At 73.6% G+C, this 17,932-nt stretch carries 14 protein-coding genes; 6 read left to right on the top strand and 8 right to left on the bottom strand.

The annotated features are described in order from the left end of the window. The first annotated feature begins 105 nt into the window (after positions 1 to 105). Together ACFY8W_RS09220 and ACFY8W_RS09215 are read left to right on the top strand one after the other, a co-directional pair. Complete coding sequence (locus ACFY8W_RS09220; RefSeq protein ID WP_391102328.1) at positions 106 to 1,545, top strand: NAD(P)H-quinone dehydrogenase; 1,440 nt, start codon at positions 106 to 108, stop codon at positions 1,543 to 1,545. A gap of 212 nt (positions 1,546 to 1,757) precedes the next feature. After that, on the top strand, positions 1,758 to 2,726 hold the full coding sequence (locus ACFY8W_RS09215; RefSeq protein ID WP_391102325.1) for a DeoR family transcriptional regulator: 969 nt from the start codon (positions 1,758 to 1,760) through the stop codon (positions 2,724 to 2,726). Between the two features lie 27 nt (positions 2,727 to 2,753). Here the strand turns inward: ACFY8W_RS09215 and ACFY8W_RS09210 are convergent, their stop codons facing one another. Then, positions 2,754 to 3,299, bottom strand: a complete 546-nt coding sequence (locus tag ACFY8W_RS09210; RefSeq protein ID WP_391102323.1) for a TetR family transcriptional regulator — start codon at positions 3,297 to 3,299, stop codon at positions 2,754 to 2,756. 98 nt (positions 3,300 to 3,397) lie between these two features. Further along, positions 3,398 to 5,152: a biotin carboxylase N-terminal domain-containing protein gene (locus tag ACFY8W_RS09205; RefSeq protein ID WP_391102321.1), complete on the bottom strand. Its 1,755-nt coding sequence runs from the start codon at positions 5,150 to 5,152 to the stop codon at positions 3,398 to 3,400. A 395-nt stretch (positions 5,153 to 5,547) separates the two neighbouring features. Here ACFY8W_RS09205 and ACFY8W_RS09200 point away from each other — a divergent pair, with 395 nt between their 5' ends. After that, positions 5,548 to 5,994, top strand: coding sequence for a hypothetical protein (locus tag ACFY8W_RS09200; RefSeq protein WP_391102319.1), 447 nt, complete (start codon positions 5,548 to 5,550; stop codon positions 5,992 to 5,994). A gap of 10 nt (positions 5,995 to 6,004) precedes the next feature. Here the strand turns inward: ACFY8W_RS09200 and ACFY8W_RS09195 are convergent, their stop codons facing one another. From ACFY8W_RS09195 to ACFY8W_RS09170, 6 genes are all read right to left on the bottom strand, one after another. Then, a complete protein-coding gene (locus ACFY8W_RS09195) occupies positions 6,005 to 6,610 on the bottom strand; it encodes a Maf family nucleotide pyrophosphatase (protein WP_391102317.1) in 606 nt (201 codons plus the stop codon). Positions 6,611 to 6,709: 99 nt separating this feature from the next. Continuing rightward, on the bottom strand, positions 6,710 to 6,838 hold the full coding sequence (gene mmpB / locus ACFY8W_RS09190) for a morphogenic membrane protein MmpB (protein ID WP_391102315.1): 129 nt from the start codon (positions 6,836 to 6,838) through the stop codon (positions 6,710 to 6,712). 170 nt (positions 6,839 to 7,008) lie between these two features. Then, complete coding sequence (locus ACFY8W_RS09185; RefSeq protein WP_391102313.1) at positions 7,009 to 11,817, bottom strand: caspase family protein; 4,809 nt, start codon at positions 11,815 to 11,817, stop codon at positions 7,009 to 7,011. A 3-nt stretch (positions 11,818 to 11,820) separates the two neighbouring features. Continuing rightward, positions 11,821 to 12,282, bottom strand: a complete 462-nt coding sequence (locus ACFY8W_RS09180; RefSeq protein ID WP_391102310.1) for a hypothetical protein — start codon at positions 12,280 to 12,282, stop codon at positions 11,821 to 11,823. A 178-nt stretch (positions 12,283 to 12,460) separates the two neighbouring features. Then, positions 12,461 to 12,673: an acyl-CoA carboxylase epsilon subunit gene (locus tag ACFY8W_RS09175; RefSeq protein WP_391102308.1), complete on the bottom strand. Its 213-nt coding sequence runs from the start codon at positions 12,671 to 12,673 to the stop codon at positions 12,461 to 12,463. A 17-nt stretch (positions 12,674 to 12,690) separates the two neighbouring features. Continuing rightward, entirely contained in the window at positions 12,691 to 14,295 is a 1,605-nt protein-coding gene (locus tag ACFY8W_RS09170) for a carboxyl transferase domain-containing protein (RefSeq protein WP_391102306.1), read from the bottom strand. 134 nt (positions 14,296 to 14,429) lie between these two features. On the opposite strand from ACFY8W_RS09170, the gene ACFY8W_RS09165 reads away from it, so the two are divergent. The 3 genes from ACFY8W_RS09165 to ACFY8W_RS09155 all read left to right on the top strand — a co-directional run bounded on the left by ACFY8W_RS09165 (position 14,430) and on the right by ACFY8W_RS09155 (position 17,834). Then, entirely contained in the window at positions 14,430 to 15,281 is an 852-nt protein-coding gene (locus ACFY8W_RS09165; RefSeq protein ID WP_391102304.1) for a biotin--[acetyl-CoA-carboxylase] ligase, read from the top strand. Between the two features lie 537 nt (positions 15,282 to 15,818). Beyond that, positions 15,819 to 16,967 (top strand): adenylate/guanylate cyclase domain-containing protein, encoded by a 1,149-nt coding sequence (locus ACFY8W_RS09160; RefSeq protein WP_391102302.1) that lies wholly within the window; start codon positions 15,819 to 15,821, stop codon positions 16,965 to 16,967. 60 nt (positions 16,968 to 17,027) lie between these two features. Then, positions 17,028 to 17,834 (top strand): enoyl-CoA hydratase-related protein, encoded by an 807-nt coding sequence (locus tag ACFY8W_RS09155; RefSeq protein ID WP_391102299.1) that lies wholly within the window; start codon positions 17,028 to 17,030, stop codon positions 17,832 to 17,834. The last annotated feature ends 98 nt before the right edge of the window (positions 17,835 to 17,932 follow it).

Genomic DNA, 17,932 nt, shown 5'->3' with positions numbered 1-17,932 from the left:
ACAATGGGGTACGCACTTTGAAGCGTGCGGGACAATGGCGTACGCACTGCAGCCCAACGGGGGCCGCACCCCCCGGCAGAACGAGAGCGCGAGGCGTAGATCCCAGTGACCCGGATCGTGATCATCGGCGGCGGACCCGGCGGATACGAGGCGGCCCTGGTGGGCGCCCAACTCGGCGCGGAGGTGACCGTCGTCGACTGCGACGGTCTCGGCGGCGCGTCGGTCCTGACCGACTGTGTTCCCTCCAAGACCCTCATCGCCACCGCGGAGGTGATGACCACCTTCGACTCCTCCTACGAGGAGCTGGGCATCATCGTCGCGGACGACACCCCGCACATCGAGCAGGCCGCCCGCGTCGTCGGCGTCGACCTGGGCAAGGTCAACCGCCGTGTGAAGCGGCTCGCGCTCGCCCAGTCGCACGACATCACCGCCTCCGTCACCCGGGCCGGCGCCCGCGTGCTGCGCGGCCGCGGCCGGCTTTCCGGGCGGCAGGCCCTCGACGGCTCGCGCCAGGTGGTCGTCACCGCCGCCGACGGCAGCGAGGAGACGCTCACCGCCGACGCCGTCCTGATCGCCACCGGCGGTCACCCGCGCGAGCTCCCGGACGCCAAGCCGGACGGCGAGCGGATCCTGAACTGGACCCAGGTCTACGACCTCAAGGAGCTCCCCGAGGAGCTCATCGTGGTCGGTTCCGGTGTCACCGGTGCCGAGTTCGCCGGTGCCTACCAGGCGCTCGGCTCCCGGGTCACCCTCGTCTCCTCCCGCGACCGCGTGCTGCCCGGCGAGGACCCGGACGCCGCCGCCGTCCTCGAGGACGTCTTCCGGCGCCGCGGCATGAACGTCATGGCCCGCTCCCGCGCCGAGTCCGCCAAGCGGGTCGGCGACCGGGTCGAGGTCACCCTCTCCGACGGCCGGGTCATCTCCGGCACCCACTGCCTGATGGCCGTCGGCGCCATCCCGAACACCGCGGGCATGGGCCTGGAGGAGGCCGGGGTCCGCCTCAAGGACTCCGGGCACATCTGGACCGACAAGGTCTCCCGCACCTCCGCCCCCGGCGTGTACGCGGCCGGTGACGTCACCGGCGTCTTCGCGCTCGCCTCGGTGGCGGCCATGCAGGGCCGGATCGCCATGTACCACTTCCTCGGCGACGCGGTGACCCCGCTCAACCTGAAGACCGTCTCCTCCAACGTCTTCACCGACCCCGAGATCGCCACCGTCGGCTACACCCAGGCCGACGTGGACGCCGGCAAGATCGAGGCCCGGGTCGTCAAGCTGCCGCTGCTCCGCAACCCCCGGGCGAAGATGCAGGGCATCCGGGACGGCTTCGTCAAGATCTTCTGCCGGCCCGGCACCGGCATCGTGGTCGGCGGCGTGGTCGTCGCGCCCCGCGCGAGCGAGCTGATCCACCCCATCTCGATCGCGGTCGACAACAATCTGACGGTCGAACAGATCGCAAATGCTTTCACCGTGTACCCCTCCCTGTCGGGCTCGATCGCGGAAGTGGCACGGCAGTTGCACACCCGAAAGACCGCGGGCGAGGCCTAGTCGGCCGGCCGGTCACCGGTCGACGGCCGTCCCGGCCTGCGGGAACGGTTCACCGACTCGGACAACCCCCGGCAAGGCGGGGCATAGCCCTGGCAATGAGCGGATCAACGGCGGGGTCTCCCATACCACTTGGGGACCCCGCCTGTGTGCATCTTCTGCAATTCGGCCCATACTGCTGAAAAGCATCGTCCGGTCACGTTACTGTCAGTTTCGTGTTCGCTGCAGAACGTCGCCAGTTGATCCTCGAAATGGTGCGCGCCAATGGAGCCGTGTCGCTCCGCGAGCTCGCCCGCGTCGTCCAGACCTCAGAAGTGACCGTACGGCGAGACGTGCGGGCCCTGGAGGCAGAAGGACTCCTCGACCGCCGGCACGGCGGTGCGGTACTGCCGGGCGGATTCACGAGAGAGTCCGGCTTCCCGCAGAAATCCCATCTCGCGACCGCCGAGAAGACGGCCATCGCCGACGTCGCCGCGAGCCTCGTCGAAGAAGGCGAGGCCATCGTCGTCGGCGCGGGTACCACCACGCAGGAGCTGGCCCGCCGGCTCGCCCGGGTGCCCGGGCTCACGGTGGTGACCAACTCGCTGCTCGTCGCCCAGGCCCTCGCCCACGCCAACCGGGTCGAGGTCGTCATGACCGGCGGCACCCTGCGCGGCTCCAACTACGCGCTGGTGGGCAGCGGGGCCGAGCAGTCCCTCCAGGGCCTGCGGGTCTCCCGGGCCTTCCTCTCCGGCAGCGGACTGACCGCCGAGCGCGGTCTGTCCACCTCCAACATGCTCTCCGCGAGCGTGGACCGGGCCCTCGTGCAGGCGGCGGCGGAGGTCGTGGTCCTCGCCGACCACACCAAGCTCGGCACCGACACCATGTTCCAGACGGTGCCGACCGACGTCATCACCCGCCTGGTCACGGACGAGCCGCCGGTCCACGACGAGCGGGCCGCCACCGAGCTGCAGGCCCTGGCCGACCAGGGCGTGCAGATCGCGGTGGCCGGCACCGGCGGCCCGGCCCACGGGAGCGAGCAGCACCCCCCGGGCGGCCGCCCGCGCCGTGAGCTGCCGCTGCCGGGCCAGCGCGGCCGGCTCCCGGGCGGGCAGTTCCGCGGTGGCCCCGGCGGTCCGCTCGGGAACGACGTGCTGGCGCCCGAGCGTCAGGCGGCCCGCGTCGCGGACATGCGCCGCCGCTGAACCGGACCGAGCCTCAGGGACGACTCCTCACGCCCGCAGGCCCCGTACCGTCAGGTCGAGCAGTCGGTCCGCCAAGTCCGGGTCCTCCGGGGAGCGTTCGGCGGCGAGGGCGATGGCGTTGGTGAGCTTCATCAGGTCGCCGATCGACACGTCGGCCCGCACCGTGCCCGCCTCACGGGCGCGGGCGAGCAGGCGCTCGCCCGCCGCCCGCAGCGGCTCGCTGCACTCGGCGAGCGCCGAACTCCGGCCGTACGAAACGGACATGAGCGCCACCGAAAGCCCGCGGTACTCGCCCGCGTGGGCGATCAGGGTGCGCAGCCAGCCGACCAGCGCGGCGCACGGGTCGCTCGACCCGGCGAGTTCCGCCGAGCGGTCGAGCAGTTCCTCGAGCCCGTCACGGAAGACGGCGCCGAGCAGTTCCTCCCGCGTCGGGAAGTGGCGGTAGAGGGTGCCGATGCCGACGCCGGCGCGCCGGGCGATGTCCTCCAGGGACGCGTCGGTGCCCTGCGCGGCGAACGCGGCGCGGGCCTCGGCGAGCAGGCGCTCGTGGTTGCGGCGCGCGTCGGCGCGCATGCGCGGTCCTTCCTGGACGGGTCCTGGACGAGGCGAAGGGCCCGCGGGCGGGTGCCTGCGGGCCCTTCGTACCGTACCCCGGGCGGCCGGGGGCCGGTTCAGTCCTTGATCTCGCAGATCGCGGCGCCGGAGGTGACGGAGGCGCCGACCTCGGCGGACAGGCCCTTGATGGTGCCGGCCTTGTGCGCGTTGAGCGGCTGCTCCATCTTCATGGCCTCCAGGACGACGATCAGGTCGCCCTCCTTGACCTCCGCGCCCTCCTCGACGGCCACCTTGACGATGGTGCCCTGCATCGGGGACGCGAGGGTGTCGCCGGAGGCGGTCGGGCCGGACTTCTTGGCGGCGCGGCGCTTCGGCTTGGCGCCGGCGGCCAGGCCCGTGCGGGCGAGGGTCATGCCCAGCGAGGACGGGAGCGAGACCTCCAGGCGCTTGCCGCCGACCTCGACGACGATGGTCTCGCGACCGGCCTCGTCCTCCTCGGCCTCGGCGCCCGCCGGGGCGAACGGCTTGATCTCGTTGACGAACTCGGTCTCGATCCACCGGGTGTGGACCCGGAACGGGTCCGCGGTGAACGCCGGGTCGACCACGACGGCCTGGTGGAACGGGATGGCGGTGGCCATGCCCTCGACCTTGAACTCCGCCAGCGCGCGGGCGGCGCGCTGCAGCGCCTGCTCACGGGTGGCGCCCGTGATGACCAGCTTGGCGAGCAGCGAGTCCCAGGCCGGGCCGATGACCGAGCCGGACTCGACGCCCGCGTCCAGGCGGACGCCCGGGCCGGTCGGCGGGGCGAAGGTGGTGACGGTGCCGGGCGCCGGGAGGAAGTTGCGGCCCGGGTCCTCGCCGTTGATGCGGAACTCGAAGGAGTGGCCGCGGATCTCCGGGTCGCCGTAGCCGAGCTCCTCGCCGTCGGCGATGCGGAACATCTCGCGGACCAGGTCGATGCCGGTGACCTCTTCGGTGACCGGGTGCTCGACCTGGAGGCGGGTGTTGACCTCCAGGAAGGAGATCGTCCCGTCGAGGCCGACGAGGAACTCGACGGTGCCGGCGCCGACGTAGCCGGCCTCCTTGAGGATGGCCTTGGACGCCGCGTACAGCTCGGCGTTCTGAGCCTCCGACAGGAACGGCGCCGGGGCCTCCTCGACCAGCTTCTGGTGGCGGCGCTGGAGCGAGCAGTCACGGGTGGAGACGACGACCACGTTGCCGTGGGTGTCGGCGAGGCACTGGGTCTCGACGTGGCGCGGCTTGTCGAGGTAGCGCTCGACGAAGCACTCGCCGCGGCCGAAGGCGGCGACGGCCTCGCGGACGGCGGAGTCGTAGAGCTCCGGCACCTCTTCGAGGGTGCGGGCGACCTTCAGGCCGCGGCCACCGCCGCCGAAGGCGGCCTTGATGGCGATCGGCAGGCCGTGCTCCTGGGCGAACGCGACGACCTCGTCGGCGCCGGAGACCGGGTCCGGGGTGCCGGCGACCAGCGGGGCGCCGGCGCGCTGCGCGATGTGACGGGCGGCGACCTTGTCGCCGAGGTCACGGATGGCCTGCGGCGGCGGGCCGATCCAGATGAGACCGGCGTCGAGCACGGCCTGGGCGAACTCGGCGTTCTCGGAGAGGAAGCCGTAGCCCGGGTGGACCGCGTCCGCGCCGGAGTCGGCGGCGGCCTGGAGCACCTTGGCCATGTCCAGGTAACTGGTGGCCGGGGTGTCACCGCCCAGGGCGAACGCCTCGTCGGCCGCGCGGACGTGCAGAGCGTCCCGGTCCGGATCGGCGTAGACGGCTACGCTGGCGATCCCGGCGTCCCGGCAGGCCCGGGCGACGCGGACAGCGATTTCGCCACGGTTGGCGATGAGCACCTTGCGCACGATGGCTCCCTCCTTGAAACAAGCTGAGTTTAGGGACTGCCGACACGGCACTTCGACCCGTCCCCAATGGTGAGCTTGCCCACACGGAGCGTGAATCGAGGCTCGCTCGGGTCGTGAAATCCCTTGTCGCACCACGGTACGCAGGGATTCTTTACGGCACAGTAGCTCCGAGGTGTGGCGCAGGTCTCTGTTCCCTGGGCCAGTCGCCAAATGGGTTTCTTTGTGGAGTCCCTACGAATGGCTCAATGATTCTTTGCCCGTACGCCGCCCGCACGCCGCCCACCTGCGCTCGTTTCGCTTCCCGGCACGAACCCTTGTCCGAGGTTTTACCGGCCAGTAGCCTTCGCCGTGTCGTACGTACCGGAGGTAACAGCCGTTTCCAGGGGGTGGCCGAGGTGGCCCGCAGACCGATAGCACTCGTGACGGCGGCGGTGCTCCTGCTCGAAGCACCCGGCATCGTGGCCATCAACGCCGTCATGGCCCGGTTCGTGAAGGCCCAGTCGATGTCCCTCGACGGACTCGACCCCGACGCCATGTACACCGGCACCTGGGCCCTGGGCATCGGCTCCGGCGCGCTGCTCGTGCTGTGCGCGCTCGTCCCGCTGGTCGCGGCGGTGCGCGACCGCCGCCCCGGCCGTCCCGGCCGCGCCCTGCTCATCGGCTGCGCCGTCGTCCACGGCGTCCTCGGCGCGGTCGCGGTCGGGCTGCTCGGCTGGGCGGCGTTCGTGTTCCTGATGGTGGTGGTGGGGCTGATAGTGCTCACGCTCGTGGCGTACGGGGAGACCCGCGGCGACGCCCGGGCCGACGAGCCCGACGGCCAGGAGGCGCCGGCCACGGCGTGAGCCCGGTCCGTCAGACCCAGAGGTCGGTGATCGAGACGCCCAGCTTGCCGAGCAGCTTGCGCAGCAGCGGCAGGGACAGGCCGATCACGTTGCCGTGGTCGCCGTCGATGCCCTCGATGAAGGGGGCCGAGCGGCCGTCGAGGGTGAACGCGCCCGCCACGTGGAGGGGTTCGCCGCTGGCGACGTAGGCGGCGATCTCGGCGTCCGTGGGCTCGCCGAAGCGGACGACGGTGGAGGCGGTGGCCGACTCGTACCGCTTGGCCGTCGTGTCGTACACGCAGTGGCCCGTCTGGAGGATGCCGACCCGTCCGCGCATCGACTTCCAGCGGGCGGTGGCCTCCTCGGCGTCGGCGGGCTTGCCGAGGGCCTGCTTGTCCAGTTCCAGGACCGAGTCGCAGCCGATGACCAGGGCGCCGGACACCTCCGGGCGGGCGGCGACGTGCGCGGCCTTGGCCTCGGCGAGGGCGAGCGCCAGCTCGGCCGGGGTCGGGGCGTGCACCTTGTCCTCGTCGACACCGCTCACGATGACCTCCGGCGCGAGCCCGGCCTGGCGGAGCAGGCCGAGTCGGGCGGGAGAGGCGGAGGCGAGCACGAGGCGGCGGCGATCAGCAGTCATGGGGGCAGCGTAGCGAGCCCGGGCCGGGTCCTCAGCCCGTCGGCCGCGCCGACGCCGCGGCCGGCGTCGGCGTCGGCGCGTCGGCGCGCGTCCGGTCCGTCAGTGGGCGCCGACGACGAGCATTAAGAGCACCATGGCGACCCCGAGGACGACGCCGGCACGACGCAGCATCGCCTGCACGTCGCGCAGTTCCTTCGGCGGCTCGTTCTCGGGGTCGGACCAGAGCATGCTCACGATCGTGCGGCGTACGCCGCCGGGGCGCCTGAGTACGGGTACTCAACCGCGCCGGTGGCAAGGGACTAATCAGTGGCGGAGGGCCGGTCCGCCGCGCCGTCCGTCGTACTCGTGGTGGTCGCCGCGGGCGCCGGGGCTTCGGTCCTGTTCCTGCGCCGGCCGCGTCAGCAGGAGTCGCGGTAGGCGAGGTCGGGGAAGAGCGCCTTCCACTGTTCCCGTCCGACGTCCAGCGGGCTGGTCGTGCACAGTCGTTCGTAGACGGCATCGCTGTCCCGGTCGAGGAGGAAGGTGTACTCGGTGCCCCGGAGGTTGCTCCGGTCGGGCCGTACCAGCAGGAAGGGGCTCTCCCCCGGCGGCAGGATCACTCCGTCGGCGTCCTCCAGGGTGGCGAACGCCGGAGTGACCCAGCGGCCGTCCGGGGCGATGTCCCAGACGCGGTACGGAGCTCCCGTGAGCACCCGGTTGCCGTCACCGGCGGCCACGACGTCGGTGATCTCGCGGTCGAACCGCATGGTGTGCACCACGGACCCGTTCCGTACGTCCAGGAGCCGTACGGTCCCGTCGGCGAGCGTTGTCGCGAGCAGCGTGCCGTGACGTCCGCCGCCGACCGGCGTGTAGCCGCCGGAGGTGGCGGCGAGCGTGGTCACGAGCCTCGGGTGCCGGACGTCCGTCAGGTCCCACAGCTTCGCCCGCTGACCGATGTGGTCGGTGATCAGGGTCTTGGTGTGGGGCAGGTAGGCCGCCCGCCCTGCGGCCACGCCCTCGAGCGGCGCGCCGGCCCGGACCGGGCGGGCCGGGTCGGTGAGGTCCCACAGGCGAAGGTCGTCGGCCACGCCGTCGCCGGAGGCGTCTTCCACGGTCGCGAGCGTGCGGGGGCCGAAGAAGTTCATGGTGTCGGCCAGGCCGGCGGGGGCCACCGTGACCGTGCCGCGCTTCACCGGCCGGCGCGGGTCGCCGACGTCCCAGACCTCGCCCCGCGGCGCCAGGGAGCCGGAGACCACCAGGAGCCTGCCGTCCGACGACACCGCGGTGCTCACGTCGGGGGCCCGCACCGCGATCTCGGGGCCCGCGACCGGCGGCCCGTCGCCGCCGAGGTCCCAGATCCGGAAGGCGTGGTCCCCGGAGCCGACGCCGCCCCATCGGTGGGCCAGTACCAGCGGCCGGTCCCGGCCGGGCAGGAAGTCGTTCGCCTCCCACTCCGGCGGCAGGGTGAACACCGGCCGTGGCGCCGTGCCCTTCCGGGTGTCGGCCGCACGGAGGTCCCACACCCGGGTCAGCCGGCCGATGGCGCCGTCCCCGACCCGGGCCTCGCTGGTCAGGGCGAGCCGGCCGTCCCCGCTCACCGCCGTCGCACCCGGCGCCGCGTACTCCAGGGTCCCGCGCAGCGCGAGCCCGGCCGTCCGCTCCGGCCACAGCCGCACGTTCCCGCCCACGTCTCCCACGGCCAGATGGGCACCGTCCGGGCTGTACGCCACGGACTGGACGGGCTCGCCGCCGGGCAGGATCTCGCGGTCGGCGGAGGTCTCCAGGAGTTCCGGGCCGTCGCCGTCGTCCACCGCCCGGGTCCGCCCGCCGCCGGCCCCGCCCGTATCCGCCGCGGCGAGCATCTCGCCGTCCCGGCGGAAGCTGAGCGACGGCATGGCGTCGCCGGACCCCCACGTGTTCTCGTACGGGTCCTCGGCGACGATCCGGACGAGCCGCCCGCGCTCGTGCCCCGGCCCGCCCGTGTCCACCCGCCACCAGGCCATCGCGTTCTTCCCGCCGGTCGCCACCAGCAGGTCCCGCTTCGGATGGAAGGCCACGGCCATCACCGACGCGGCGGTGACCGTGTCGTGCAGGGCGGGCGTCGCCGGCGCGCGGACGTCCCAGAGCCGCACCTGCGCGGGTGTCCCTCGTCCCTTGCCGTCCTTGCCGATGCCGTTGCCCGTGGCCAGGAAACGGCCGTCGTGGTGGAAGGCGACCGCCATGAGGTGGGCCGTGGCGACGGTCCGCCCGAAGACCTGGCGGGGGCTCGCCGGGTCGGACACGTCCCAGAGCCGCAGCAGGCCCTTCGCGCCGCCTCCGGCGAGGGTGCGTCCGTCGGGACTGAAGGCGAGGCTGTAGGCGCGGGTACGAGGAAGAGGCAGCCGGCCGACCGGCCGCGGGTTCGCGGGGTCGGCGGTGTCCCACAGGGTCAGCGCGTCCGGGCCCAGCGCGGCGAGCAGCCGGGACCGCGGATGGAAGGCGATCGCGACGGCCCCGCTCTGCTTCGGCAGGACCTTGCCCGGCACCGGTACGGCCGGCCGGGTGACGTCCCAGGGCCGGACGACGCCGTTGCTCTGGGAGACGGCCAGCACCTTGCCGTCCGCGCTGTACGCGAGGTTGACGACCGGGTCGTGCCCGCCGCCGGCCGGCAGGTCCACCTGCGGCCGGGAGGTGTAGGCCGCGTACAGACTGGAGCGCGTCTCGCTCGTCTCCGCCGTGCGGTACGCCGCGAGGCTCAGTCGCAGCGCCGCCGTCTGTGGGTCGCGCTCGCGCATCGCGTCCGCCTGGGCGGCCAGACGCCTGGCGATGAGGAGGGTCTCGCGGCTCTCGGCCTCCCGCAGCGCGTCCCGGGCCACGAAGGCGAGCAGACCGGCCAGCACCGCGAGGACCGACACGACGGCGACGACCGCCCGGCGCGCCCGCCGGGCCCGGTGCTCGGCACGCTCGCTCGCCCGCAGGAAGTCCCGCTCCACCGGGCGGAGCGGCCCGGCCGCCGCTCCCGCGGCACGGGCCTGCGACCGAGGGCGGGCCGAAGGGACGTGATCGCCCGGCTCCTCCAGCAGCGAGCGCGCCGAGGCGAGCTGGTCGCCCCGGTACAGGGCGCTGTCCGGGCGGCCCGCCTCCTCCCAGGTGTCGGCCGCGTCACCGAACCGGCGCCGGACCAGCAGGCCGACCCGGTCGTCCCGGATCCAGTCGCGCAGCCGGGGCCACCCGTGCAGCAGCGAGTCGTGGCACAACTGCGCCACACCACGGTCGAGCACCACCAGCCGGGCGTCGGCGAGCAGCCCGAGCAGCTCCCGGTCCGCGTCGCCGTCCGCGCCGCCGCCGGGCTCGGGGACCGGGAGCCGGCGGCGCACCGCCCGCCCGTCCGCGTCGACCAGGGTCACCATGCGCAGCAGCAGTGCCCGCAGTCGCGCGCGGCCCTCGGCGTCGAGGGAGTCGTGGACCTCGTCGGCGACCCGGGCCACCGAGCGCCGGATGCCGCCAGAGGCCTCGTAACCGGCGAACGTCAGCAGGGTGCCGCGGCGCCGGGCCCAGGTCTGCTGGAGGGCGTGGGCGAGGAACGGCAGCGCGACCGCCTCGCCCGCGCCGGCCGACTCCCGGCGCAGCTCGTGCAGCAGGTGCTCGGCGAGACCGTCCTCCAGGCGCAGTCCGGCGTGCCCGGCCGGCCGCTCGATCGCCGCCCGCAGCTCCTCGTCGGACATCGCGCCCAGGGTGAACTGGCCCGCCTGCGCGACCCGCGCGAGCCGTGCGTCGCGCAGACAGGCCCCGTAGAAGTCCGCCCGCAGCCCGAGCACGATGCGGGGACGGGCGGCCGCTGCGACGCCCGAGTGCCGGGGGCGGCCGGAAGGCCTGGAGCCGTCGGAGGGGCCTGAGCCTTCGGGGCGCCCGGTGCCGCCGTCGTCGCCGGTGGCGCCGGACCCGTCGGAGCCGCCGGACCCGTCGGCGTCGCCCGTCACCGCGCGGAGGAAGAGCTCGCGCTCCTCCGGGTCCTCGCACTCGGTGAAGATCTCCTCCAGCTGGTCGACGATCAGGACGTCCGGGCCGCGCTCCGGGCCGGCGCCGCCGCCGAAGCGGCCCGAGCCCAGCTCCCGTTCGACCTCCGCGAAGGGGCGGCGCACCGCCCGCGACCAGTGCTCGACGAGGGTGCGGAAGGGGTGGGCGCCCGGGCCCGGGACGAGCAGGACGCGGGACCCGCCCAGGTCTTCGAGGCCCGCCACCAGACCGGCGCGCAGCAGCGAGGACTTGCCCGCTCCGGACGCGCCGACGAGGACGACGGGGCCCGGGTCCGTGCCGTGCCGCACGCGGTCGAGGAGGGCGCGGGCCGACTCCTCGCGACCGAAGAACAGATGACGCTGCTCGGGCAGGAACGGGCGCATCCCGGGATACGGGCACGGGCCCGCGGAGTCCGCCCCTGGCTCCTGCTCCGCCTCGGGCGCACCACCTGCGTCCGCAGCCGCCGGATGGGCGGCGTTCGGGGCGACGACCAGGTCGCCCGCCCGGCCGACGCCGTCCGCGTACGGCCGCGCCGGGCCGCCCTGGAAGCGCCGGTCGAGGATCCGGTACAGGTCGATCAGGGTGAGCCAGCGCGGCCCGCCCGGGTCGCCCGCCGTGAGCAGCCGGATCAACTCGCCGCCGAACAGGGTGTGTTCGGCGCCGACGGGCACGAACGAGGCCGCGTAGTGCGTCGCCGAGGCGAGCAGGAAGCTGCCGTCGGGGCGGGCGGAGGCGTACGGGTCGCGATGGGCGTCGCTCGGCGCGGCCTCCGCCCGGCCGGAGAAGCAGCAGTCCAGGAAGACGACCGTGCGTGCGGACGCGTCGGCGAGCAGGTTGCGGACCTCCGCGTACGGCACCGCGTTGACGGTGTCGTCGGCCGTGGCGGTGGCGGCGGTGGCCAGGTAGAGCTGCCGGCGCGGGCCGAGCAGGCCGTGTCCCGTGAAGCAGAAGAGGACGGTGCCGCCCTCCGCGCGGTCGACGGCGCTACGGAGCGCGTGGAGGACGTCCGTCGGGCTCTCCGGGTCGATGACCTCGGTGACCCGGTCCGCCATGCCGCAGTGCTCGCGCAGCACGCGGGCGAGCGCGCGTGCGGTGTCCGCCGCGCTCGGCAGGTCGGTGAGCCGCGCGCCGCCGGCGGATGAGGCGGATTCTCCGCCGGCCGCCTGGCGGCCCGTGCCGACCACGACGGCGTGGCAGTCCGGTCCCGCCAGATCCCCCGCTCGGTCCGGCATGACTCAGACGCGCTCGCCGGTGCCGGCGCCGCCGGGAGTGTCGGCGTCACCGCCCCGGTCGCCGGTGGCCCCGTCTGTCGTGGGCGGGGCCGGGGGCGGGGGAGGAGCCGGCGCCCGCAGCGCCTGTGCCACCCGCTCCGCCAGCTCGCCGCTGCTCTCCGGCGTGAGCCCCCGCACGCCCTCCGAGGTGACGACGACCTGCGTGCCGTCCGGCTTGGTGATGGTCACGGTCTGGCTGCCCTTGCGCGTCTGCAGCCAGGCCACCACCGAGGCGGCCAGGGTGACGGTGAGACCGCCCGGCTCCAGGAGCAGGGCGACGAGCTCGCCGAGCCCGCCCATCGCGCCGGGCTCCGGTGCCTGCGCCGGGACGCGGCCGACGCGGTCGCGCAGCTCCGGATCGCCGCGCAGCCACTCCCGCAGGTCGAGGGCTTCACCGGCGCCGGTGACCTCCAGGGTGATCCTCACGTGACCTCCGTTGCCTCCGAGCCGTATGAGGGTACGACGGCAACTCCGGCTCTTCCAGGCGGATTTCGGCCGCCCGGGCGGACAGGAGGCGGGCACGCCGGAGGCCGGACCCCCCGCACAAGGGGCCCGGCCTCCGCACGAACGTGTCGCGTGTCCGGCCCGTCAGGGCCGGACGGGCCTAGACCGGCCAGTAGGACCGCGCCCAGGAGCGCGGGCCCGGCCGGGGGCGGACGTTGCGGGCGATCCGCGCCGGGTCGGACCAGCCCTCCGGCACCTTCGGGCCGCCGCCCTCGGCGGCTGCCGCCGCCGTCGCCGCGGCCCGGGCCTGGACCACCGCCAGTGCGGCGGCCAGCTCCTCCGGGGTCGGGTTTCCTCGTACGACCTTGATCACAACGGCTCCTTGAGGTCCTAGAGGGGGATGTTGCCGTGCTTCTTCGGAGGCAGGGATTCCCGCTTCGTCCGCAGCTGACGCAGACCCTTCACGACCTGCGACCGGGTGTCCGACGGCATGATCACCCCGTCGATGTAGCCGCGCTCGGCCGCGATGTACGGGTTGAGCAGGGTGTCCTCGTACTCCTGGATGAGCCGGGTGCGCACCGCCTCGACGTCCTCGCCGTTCGCCTCGGCCTCGGCGAGCGTGCGGCGGTGCAGGATGTTGACCGCGCCCTGCGCGCCCATGACCGCGATCTGCGCCGTCGGCCAGGCCAGGTTGATGTCGGCGCCCAGGTGCTTGGAGCCCATGACGTCGTACGCGCCGCCGAAGGCCTTGCGGGTGATGACGGTGATCAGCGGGACGGTCGCCTCGGCGTACGCGTAGATCAGTTTCGCGCCGCGCCGGATGATGCCGCCGTACTCCTGGTCCACGCCCGGCAGGAAGCCCGGCACGTCGACGAAGGTGAGCACCGGGATGTTGAACGCGTCGCAGGTGCGCACGAACCGGGCGGCCTTCTCGGAGGCGTTGATGTCGAGGCAGCCGGCGAACTGCATGGGCTGGTTGGCGACGATGCCGACCGGGAAGCCCTCGACGCGGCCGAAGCCGGTCACGATGTTCGGCGCGAACAGGGCCTGGGTCTCCAGGAACTCGCCGTCGTCGACGACGTGTTCGATGACGGAGTGCATGTCGTACGGCTGGTTCGCGGAGTCCGGGATCAGCGTGTCGAGCTCGCGGTCCTCGTCCGTCGCCTCGGTCTCGGCGGCCTCGGGGAAGGCGGGCGGCTCGGAGAGGTTGTTCGAAGGCAGGTAGGACAGAAGGGACTTGACGTACTCGATCGCGTCCTTCTCGTCGCCCGACATGTGGTGGGCCACACCCGAGGTGGTGTTGTGCGTGCGGGCGCCGCCCAGCTCCTCGAAGCCGACGTCCTCGCCGGTGACCGTCTTGATGACGTCCGGGCCCGTGATGAACATGTGCGAGGTCTGGTCGACCATCACCGTGAAGTCGGTGATCGCGGGCGAGTAGACCGCGCCGCCCGCGCAGGGGCCGACGACCAGGGAGATCTGCGGGATGACGCCGGACGCGTGGGTGTTGCGGCGGAAGATCTCGCCGTACATGCCGAGCGCGCTCACGCCCTCCTGGATGCGGGCGCCGCCGGAGTCGTTGATGCCGACGACCGGGCAGCCGGTCTTCAGGGCGAAGTCCATCACCTTGATGATCTTCTGGCCGTACGTCTCGCCCAGCGCGCCGCCGAAGACGGTGAAGTCCTGCGAGAACACGGCGACCGGGCGGCCGTCGACGGTGCCGTAGCCGGTGACCACGCCGTCGCCGTACGGGCGGTTCTTCTCCAGGCCGAAGTTGGTCGAGCGGTGCCGGGCCAGCTCGTCCAGCTCCACGAACGAACCTTCGTCGAGCAGGAGTGCGATGCGCTCGCGTGCGGTCAGCTTCCCCTTCGCGTGCTGCTTCTCGACGGCGCGCTCGGAACCGGCGTGCGTGGCCTCGCCGATCCGGCGCTGCAGATCCGCGATCTTGCCCGCGGTCGTGTGAATGTCGATCTCGTTGTGCTCTGCCGGCTCGGACATCGGGATGCGGCTCCCTGCCTGGTCACGGGGGGTTCGTTGACTACGAATGGGCTACTGCCCTGCTACTGACCCGTAGCGTATCGGCGTCGATACGGTTCGGCAGTGCGGCGTTTGCCACACCTACGCTGGCTTGCATGACGTCCTCCCAAGGCTCAGCGGGACGCTGGTCCGACCTCGACCGGCCCCCTCTCAACGCCCCCGCCCTGCGCCGCGCGCTCGTGCTCCCCGACAGCCTGTGGACCTCCCTCGACGTCGTCGAGTCCACCGGCTCCACCAACTCCGACCTCGCCGCCCGCGCGGACGAACTCCCCGAAGGCGCGGTGCTCGTCGCCGAGGAGCAGACCTCCGGGCGCGGCCGGCTCGACCGCAGCTGGACCGCACCGGCGCGCTCCGGCCTCTTCGTCTCCGTCCTGCTCAAGCCCGCCGTGCCCGTGCACCACTGGGGCTGGCTGCCGCTGCTCACCGGCGTGGCCGCCGCGACCGGTCTCGCCAAGGCCGCCGGCGTCGAGCTTTCCCTCAAGTGGCCCAACGACCTCCTGGTCGGTGTGGGAGGGGAGGAACGCAAGACGGGCGGCATCCTCGCCGAGCGGGCCGGCGCCGACGGCGTCGTCGTCGGCCTCGGCGTCAACGTCAGCCTCCGCGAGGACGAGCTCCCCGTACCGGCCGCCGGCTCCCTGCTCCTCGCCGGCGCCGTCTCCACCGACCGCGACACGCTGCTGCGCACCGTGCTGCGCTCCCTGGAGCAGTGGTACGGCGACTGGGTGCGGGCCGACGGCGACCCGGCCGCCTCCGGCCTCCAGGAGGCCTACGCGACCGCCTGCGCCACCCTCGGCCGCCGTGTCCGGGCCGACCTGCCCGGCGAGCGCATGCTCGAGGGCGACGCGGTCTCCGTCGACGGCGACGGCCGCCTCGTCGTCGCCACGGAGGGCGGCGGGACGGAGGCGGTGGCCGCGGGCGACATCGTCCACCTGCGGTCGGCGGACTGACGAGAGGGCCGGTCACGGCCGCGCGGCGCACGGCAGGTCACGGCCGCGTGGCGGCCGCCGGGCACGGGTCCGGCGGCCGGTCCGTCACGGCGCGTCGGCGGGCCCGGTGCGAGTCGGTTCGGCCGGTGGGGTGCGCGGCGCGCGGCGGGTCAGGGCGCGTGTCGGCCGGCCGGTCACGGGGGCCGGCGGCAGGCCTGTCACGGCGCGCCGCGCACGGCGGGGAACGGCGCGCGTCGGCGGGCCGGTCCACCGGGTCCGGCGGCCGGTCACGGCGCGCGTGGCCGGTCGTCCGGGGCACGCGTCGACCCCGCCCGTCACGGCACCCGTCGCCCGCCCGTCACGGTGTGCGTCGGCCCGTCTGTCACCCTTACGGACCGGCCGTTCCCGCCCGTGGAGGGCGGTGCGCGGCCGGTTCGGGCGTGAGCCAGCACACACCTGTCGTATCGTGGAGCGCGATTCGTGGAGCGCGACGCGTGACGCGTCATCCACGCGACAGAACGGCAGGACAGTGGGCAGGGAACGGGCAGGAGGCGGCCGGTGACCGTCGACGACGCGAACAACGGCGGCGCGGCCGAACCAGCTGGACCTCCGACCTATCCCACGCCGCACCATGTCGTCGACCACACGGCGGAGCCGACCGACGACCCTCTGGCGATCCGCCTCGAACAGCTCATCCTCGGCGCCGACCGCCGCTACACGCCCTTCCAGGCCGCCCGCACCGCCGGCGTCTCCATGGAGCTCGCCTCCCGTTTCTGGCGCGCCATGGGCTTCGCCGACATCGGCCAGGCCAAGGCGCTCACCGAGGCCGACGTGCTCGCGCTGCGCCGCCTGGCCGGTCTCGTCGAGGCCGGACTGCTCAGCGAGCCGATGGCCGTGCAGGTCGCCCGTTCCACCGGCCAGACCACGGCCCGGTTGGCCGAGTGGCAGATCGACTCCTTCCTGGAGGGCCTCACCGAGCCGCCAGAGCCCGGCATGACCCGCACCGAGGTCACGTACCCGCTGGTCGAGCTGCTCCTGCCGGAGCTGGAGGAGTTCCTGATCTACGTGTGGCGGCGCCAGCTCGCCGCCGCCACCGGCCGGGTCGTGCAGGCCGCGGACGACGAGGAGATGGTCGACCGTCGGCTCGCCGTCGGCTTCGCCGACCTCGTCGGCTTCACCCGGCTCACCCGGCGCCTGGAGGAGGAGGAGCTCGGCGAGCTGGTCGAGGCCTTCGAGACCACCTGCGCCGACCTGGTCGCCGCGCACGGCGGCCGGCTCATCAAGACGCTCGGCGACGAGGTCCTGTACGCGGCCGACGACGCCGGCACGGCCGCCGAGATCGGCCTGCGGCTGATCGAGACCCTCGGCCACGACGAGACCATGCCCGCGCTGCGGGTCGGTCTCGCCTTCGGCACGGTGACGACCCGGATGGGCGACGTGTTCGGCACCACCGTGAACCTGGCCAGCCGGCTCACGTCGATAGCGCCGAAGGACGCCGTCCTGGTCGACAGCGCCCTCGCGGAGGAGCTCACCAGGACCGGTGAGGCGCCCGTCTCCGAGACCCAGGCGGCGGAGGAGGCGGCCCGCGCCGAGAAGGAGGGCGAGCGCCCGCCCGCGTACCGCTTCGCGCTCCAGCCGATGTGGCAGCGCCCGGTGCGAGGACTGGGTGTCGTGGAGCCCTGGCTGCTGAGCCGCCGTCCGACCTAGGATCTCCCGGTGAACAGCCGTTAACACCCGTTAACAGGCGCGACCGGGAGGGCCTCAGGAATGTCCGAGCAGTCCGTGCAGTCCGAGCAGCGTTTTGGTGAGTTCGTCGCCGTGCGGAAGGACGGGCACGTCGCCGAGCTCGTTCTCGACCGGCCCAAGGCGATGAACGCCGTCTCCTCCGAGATGGCCCGCTCCATCGGCGCCGCCTGTGCCGCGCTCGCCGCCGACCCCTCCGTCCGCGTCACCGTCCTGACCTCCTCCAACGACCGCGCCTTCTGCGTCGGAGCCGACCTCAAGGAGCGCAACTCCTTCAGCGACGCCGAACTGGTCCGCCAGCGGCCCGTCGCCCGCGCCGCGTACACCGGCGTCCTGGAGCTGCCGATGCCGACCGTGGCCGCCGTGCACGGCTTCGCCCTCGGCGGCGGTTACGAGCTCGCGCTCTCCTGCGACGTGATCGTGGCCGACGCGACCACCGTGGTGGGGCTGCCCGAGGTGTCGGTGGGCGTGATCCCCGGCGGCGGCGGTACGCAGCTCCTGCCGCGCCGGGTGGGTGCCGCCCGCGCCGCCGAGCTGGTCTTCACGGCGCGCCGGGTCGAGGCGGCCGAGGCGCGCGAGCTGGGCCTGGTCGACCTCCTGGAGGAGGACGCCCGTACCGCGGCCCTGGAGCTCGCCGGGCGCATCGCGGCGAACTCGCCGGTCGGCCTGCGCGCGGCCAAGAAGGCCATGCGCCTCGGCCAGGGCCTCGACCTGCGGGCGGGTCTGGAGGTCGAGGACGCGGCCTGGCGCTCGGTGGCCTTCTCCGGGGACCGGGCGGAGGGCGTGGCGGCGTTCAACGAGAAGCGGCGCCCGGAGTGGCCGGGCGAGTGAGCCGGCCGCCCTCCTCCTCGTCCTCGCGCCAGGCCCTTGGTCCCGAATTGCACTAAATGTCACTTTCCGTGACGTCTCAGAAGGGAAAATGGATCAAA

Origin of the sequence: Streptomyces sp. NPDC012637, from assembly GCF_042954805.1 — a bacterium.
Taxonomy (GTDB): domain Bacteria; phylum Actinomycetota; class Actinomycetes; order Streptomycetales; family Streptomycetaceae; genus Streptomyces.
This window is presented reverse-complemented; position numbering and strand designations above follow the sequence as displayed.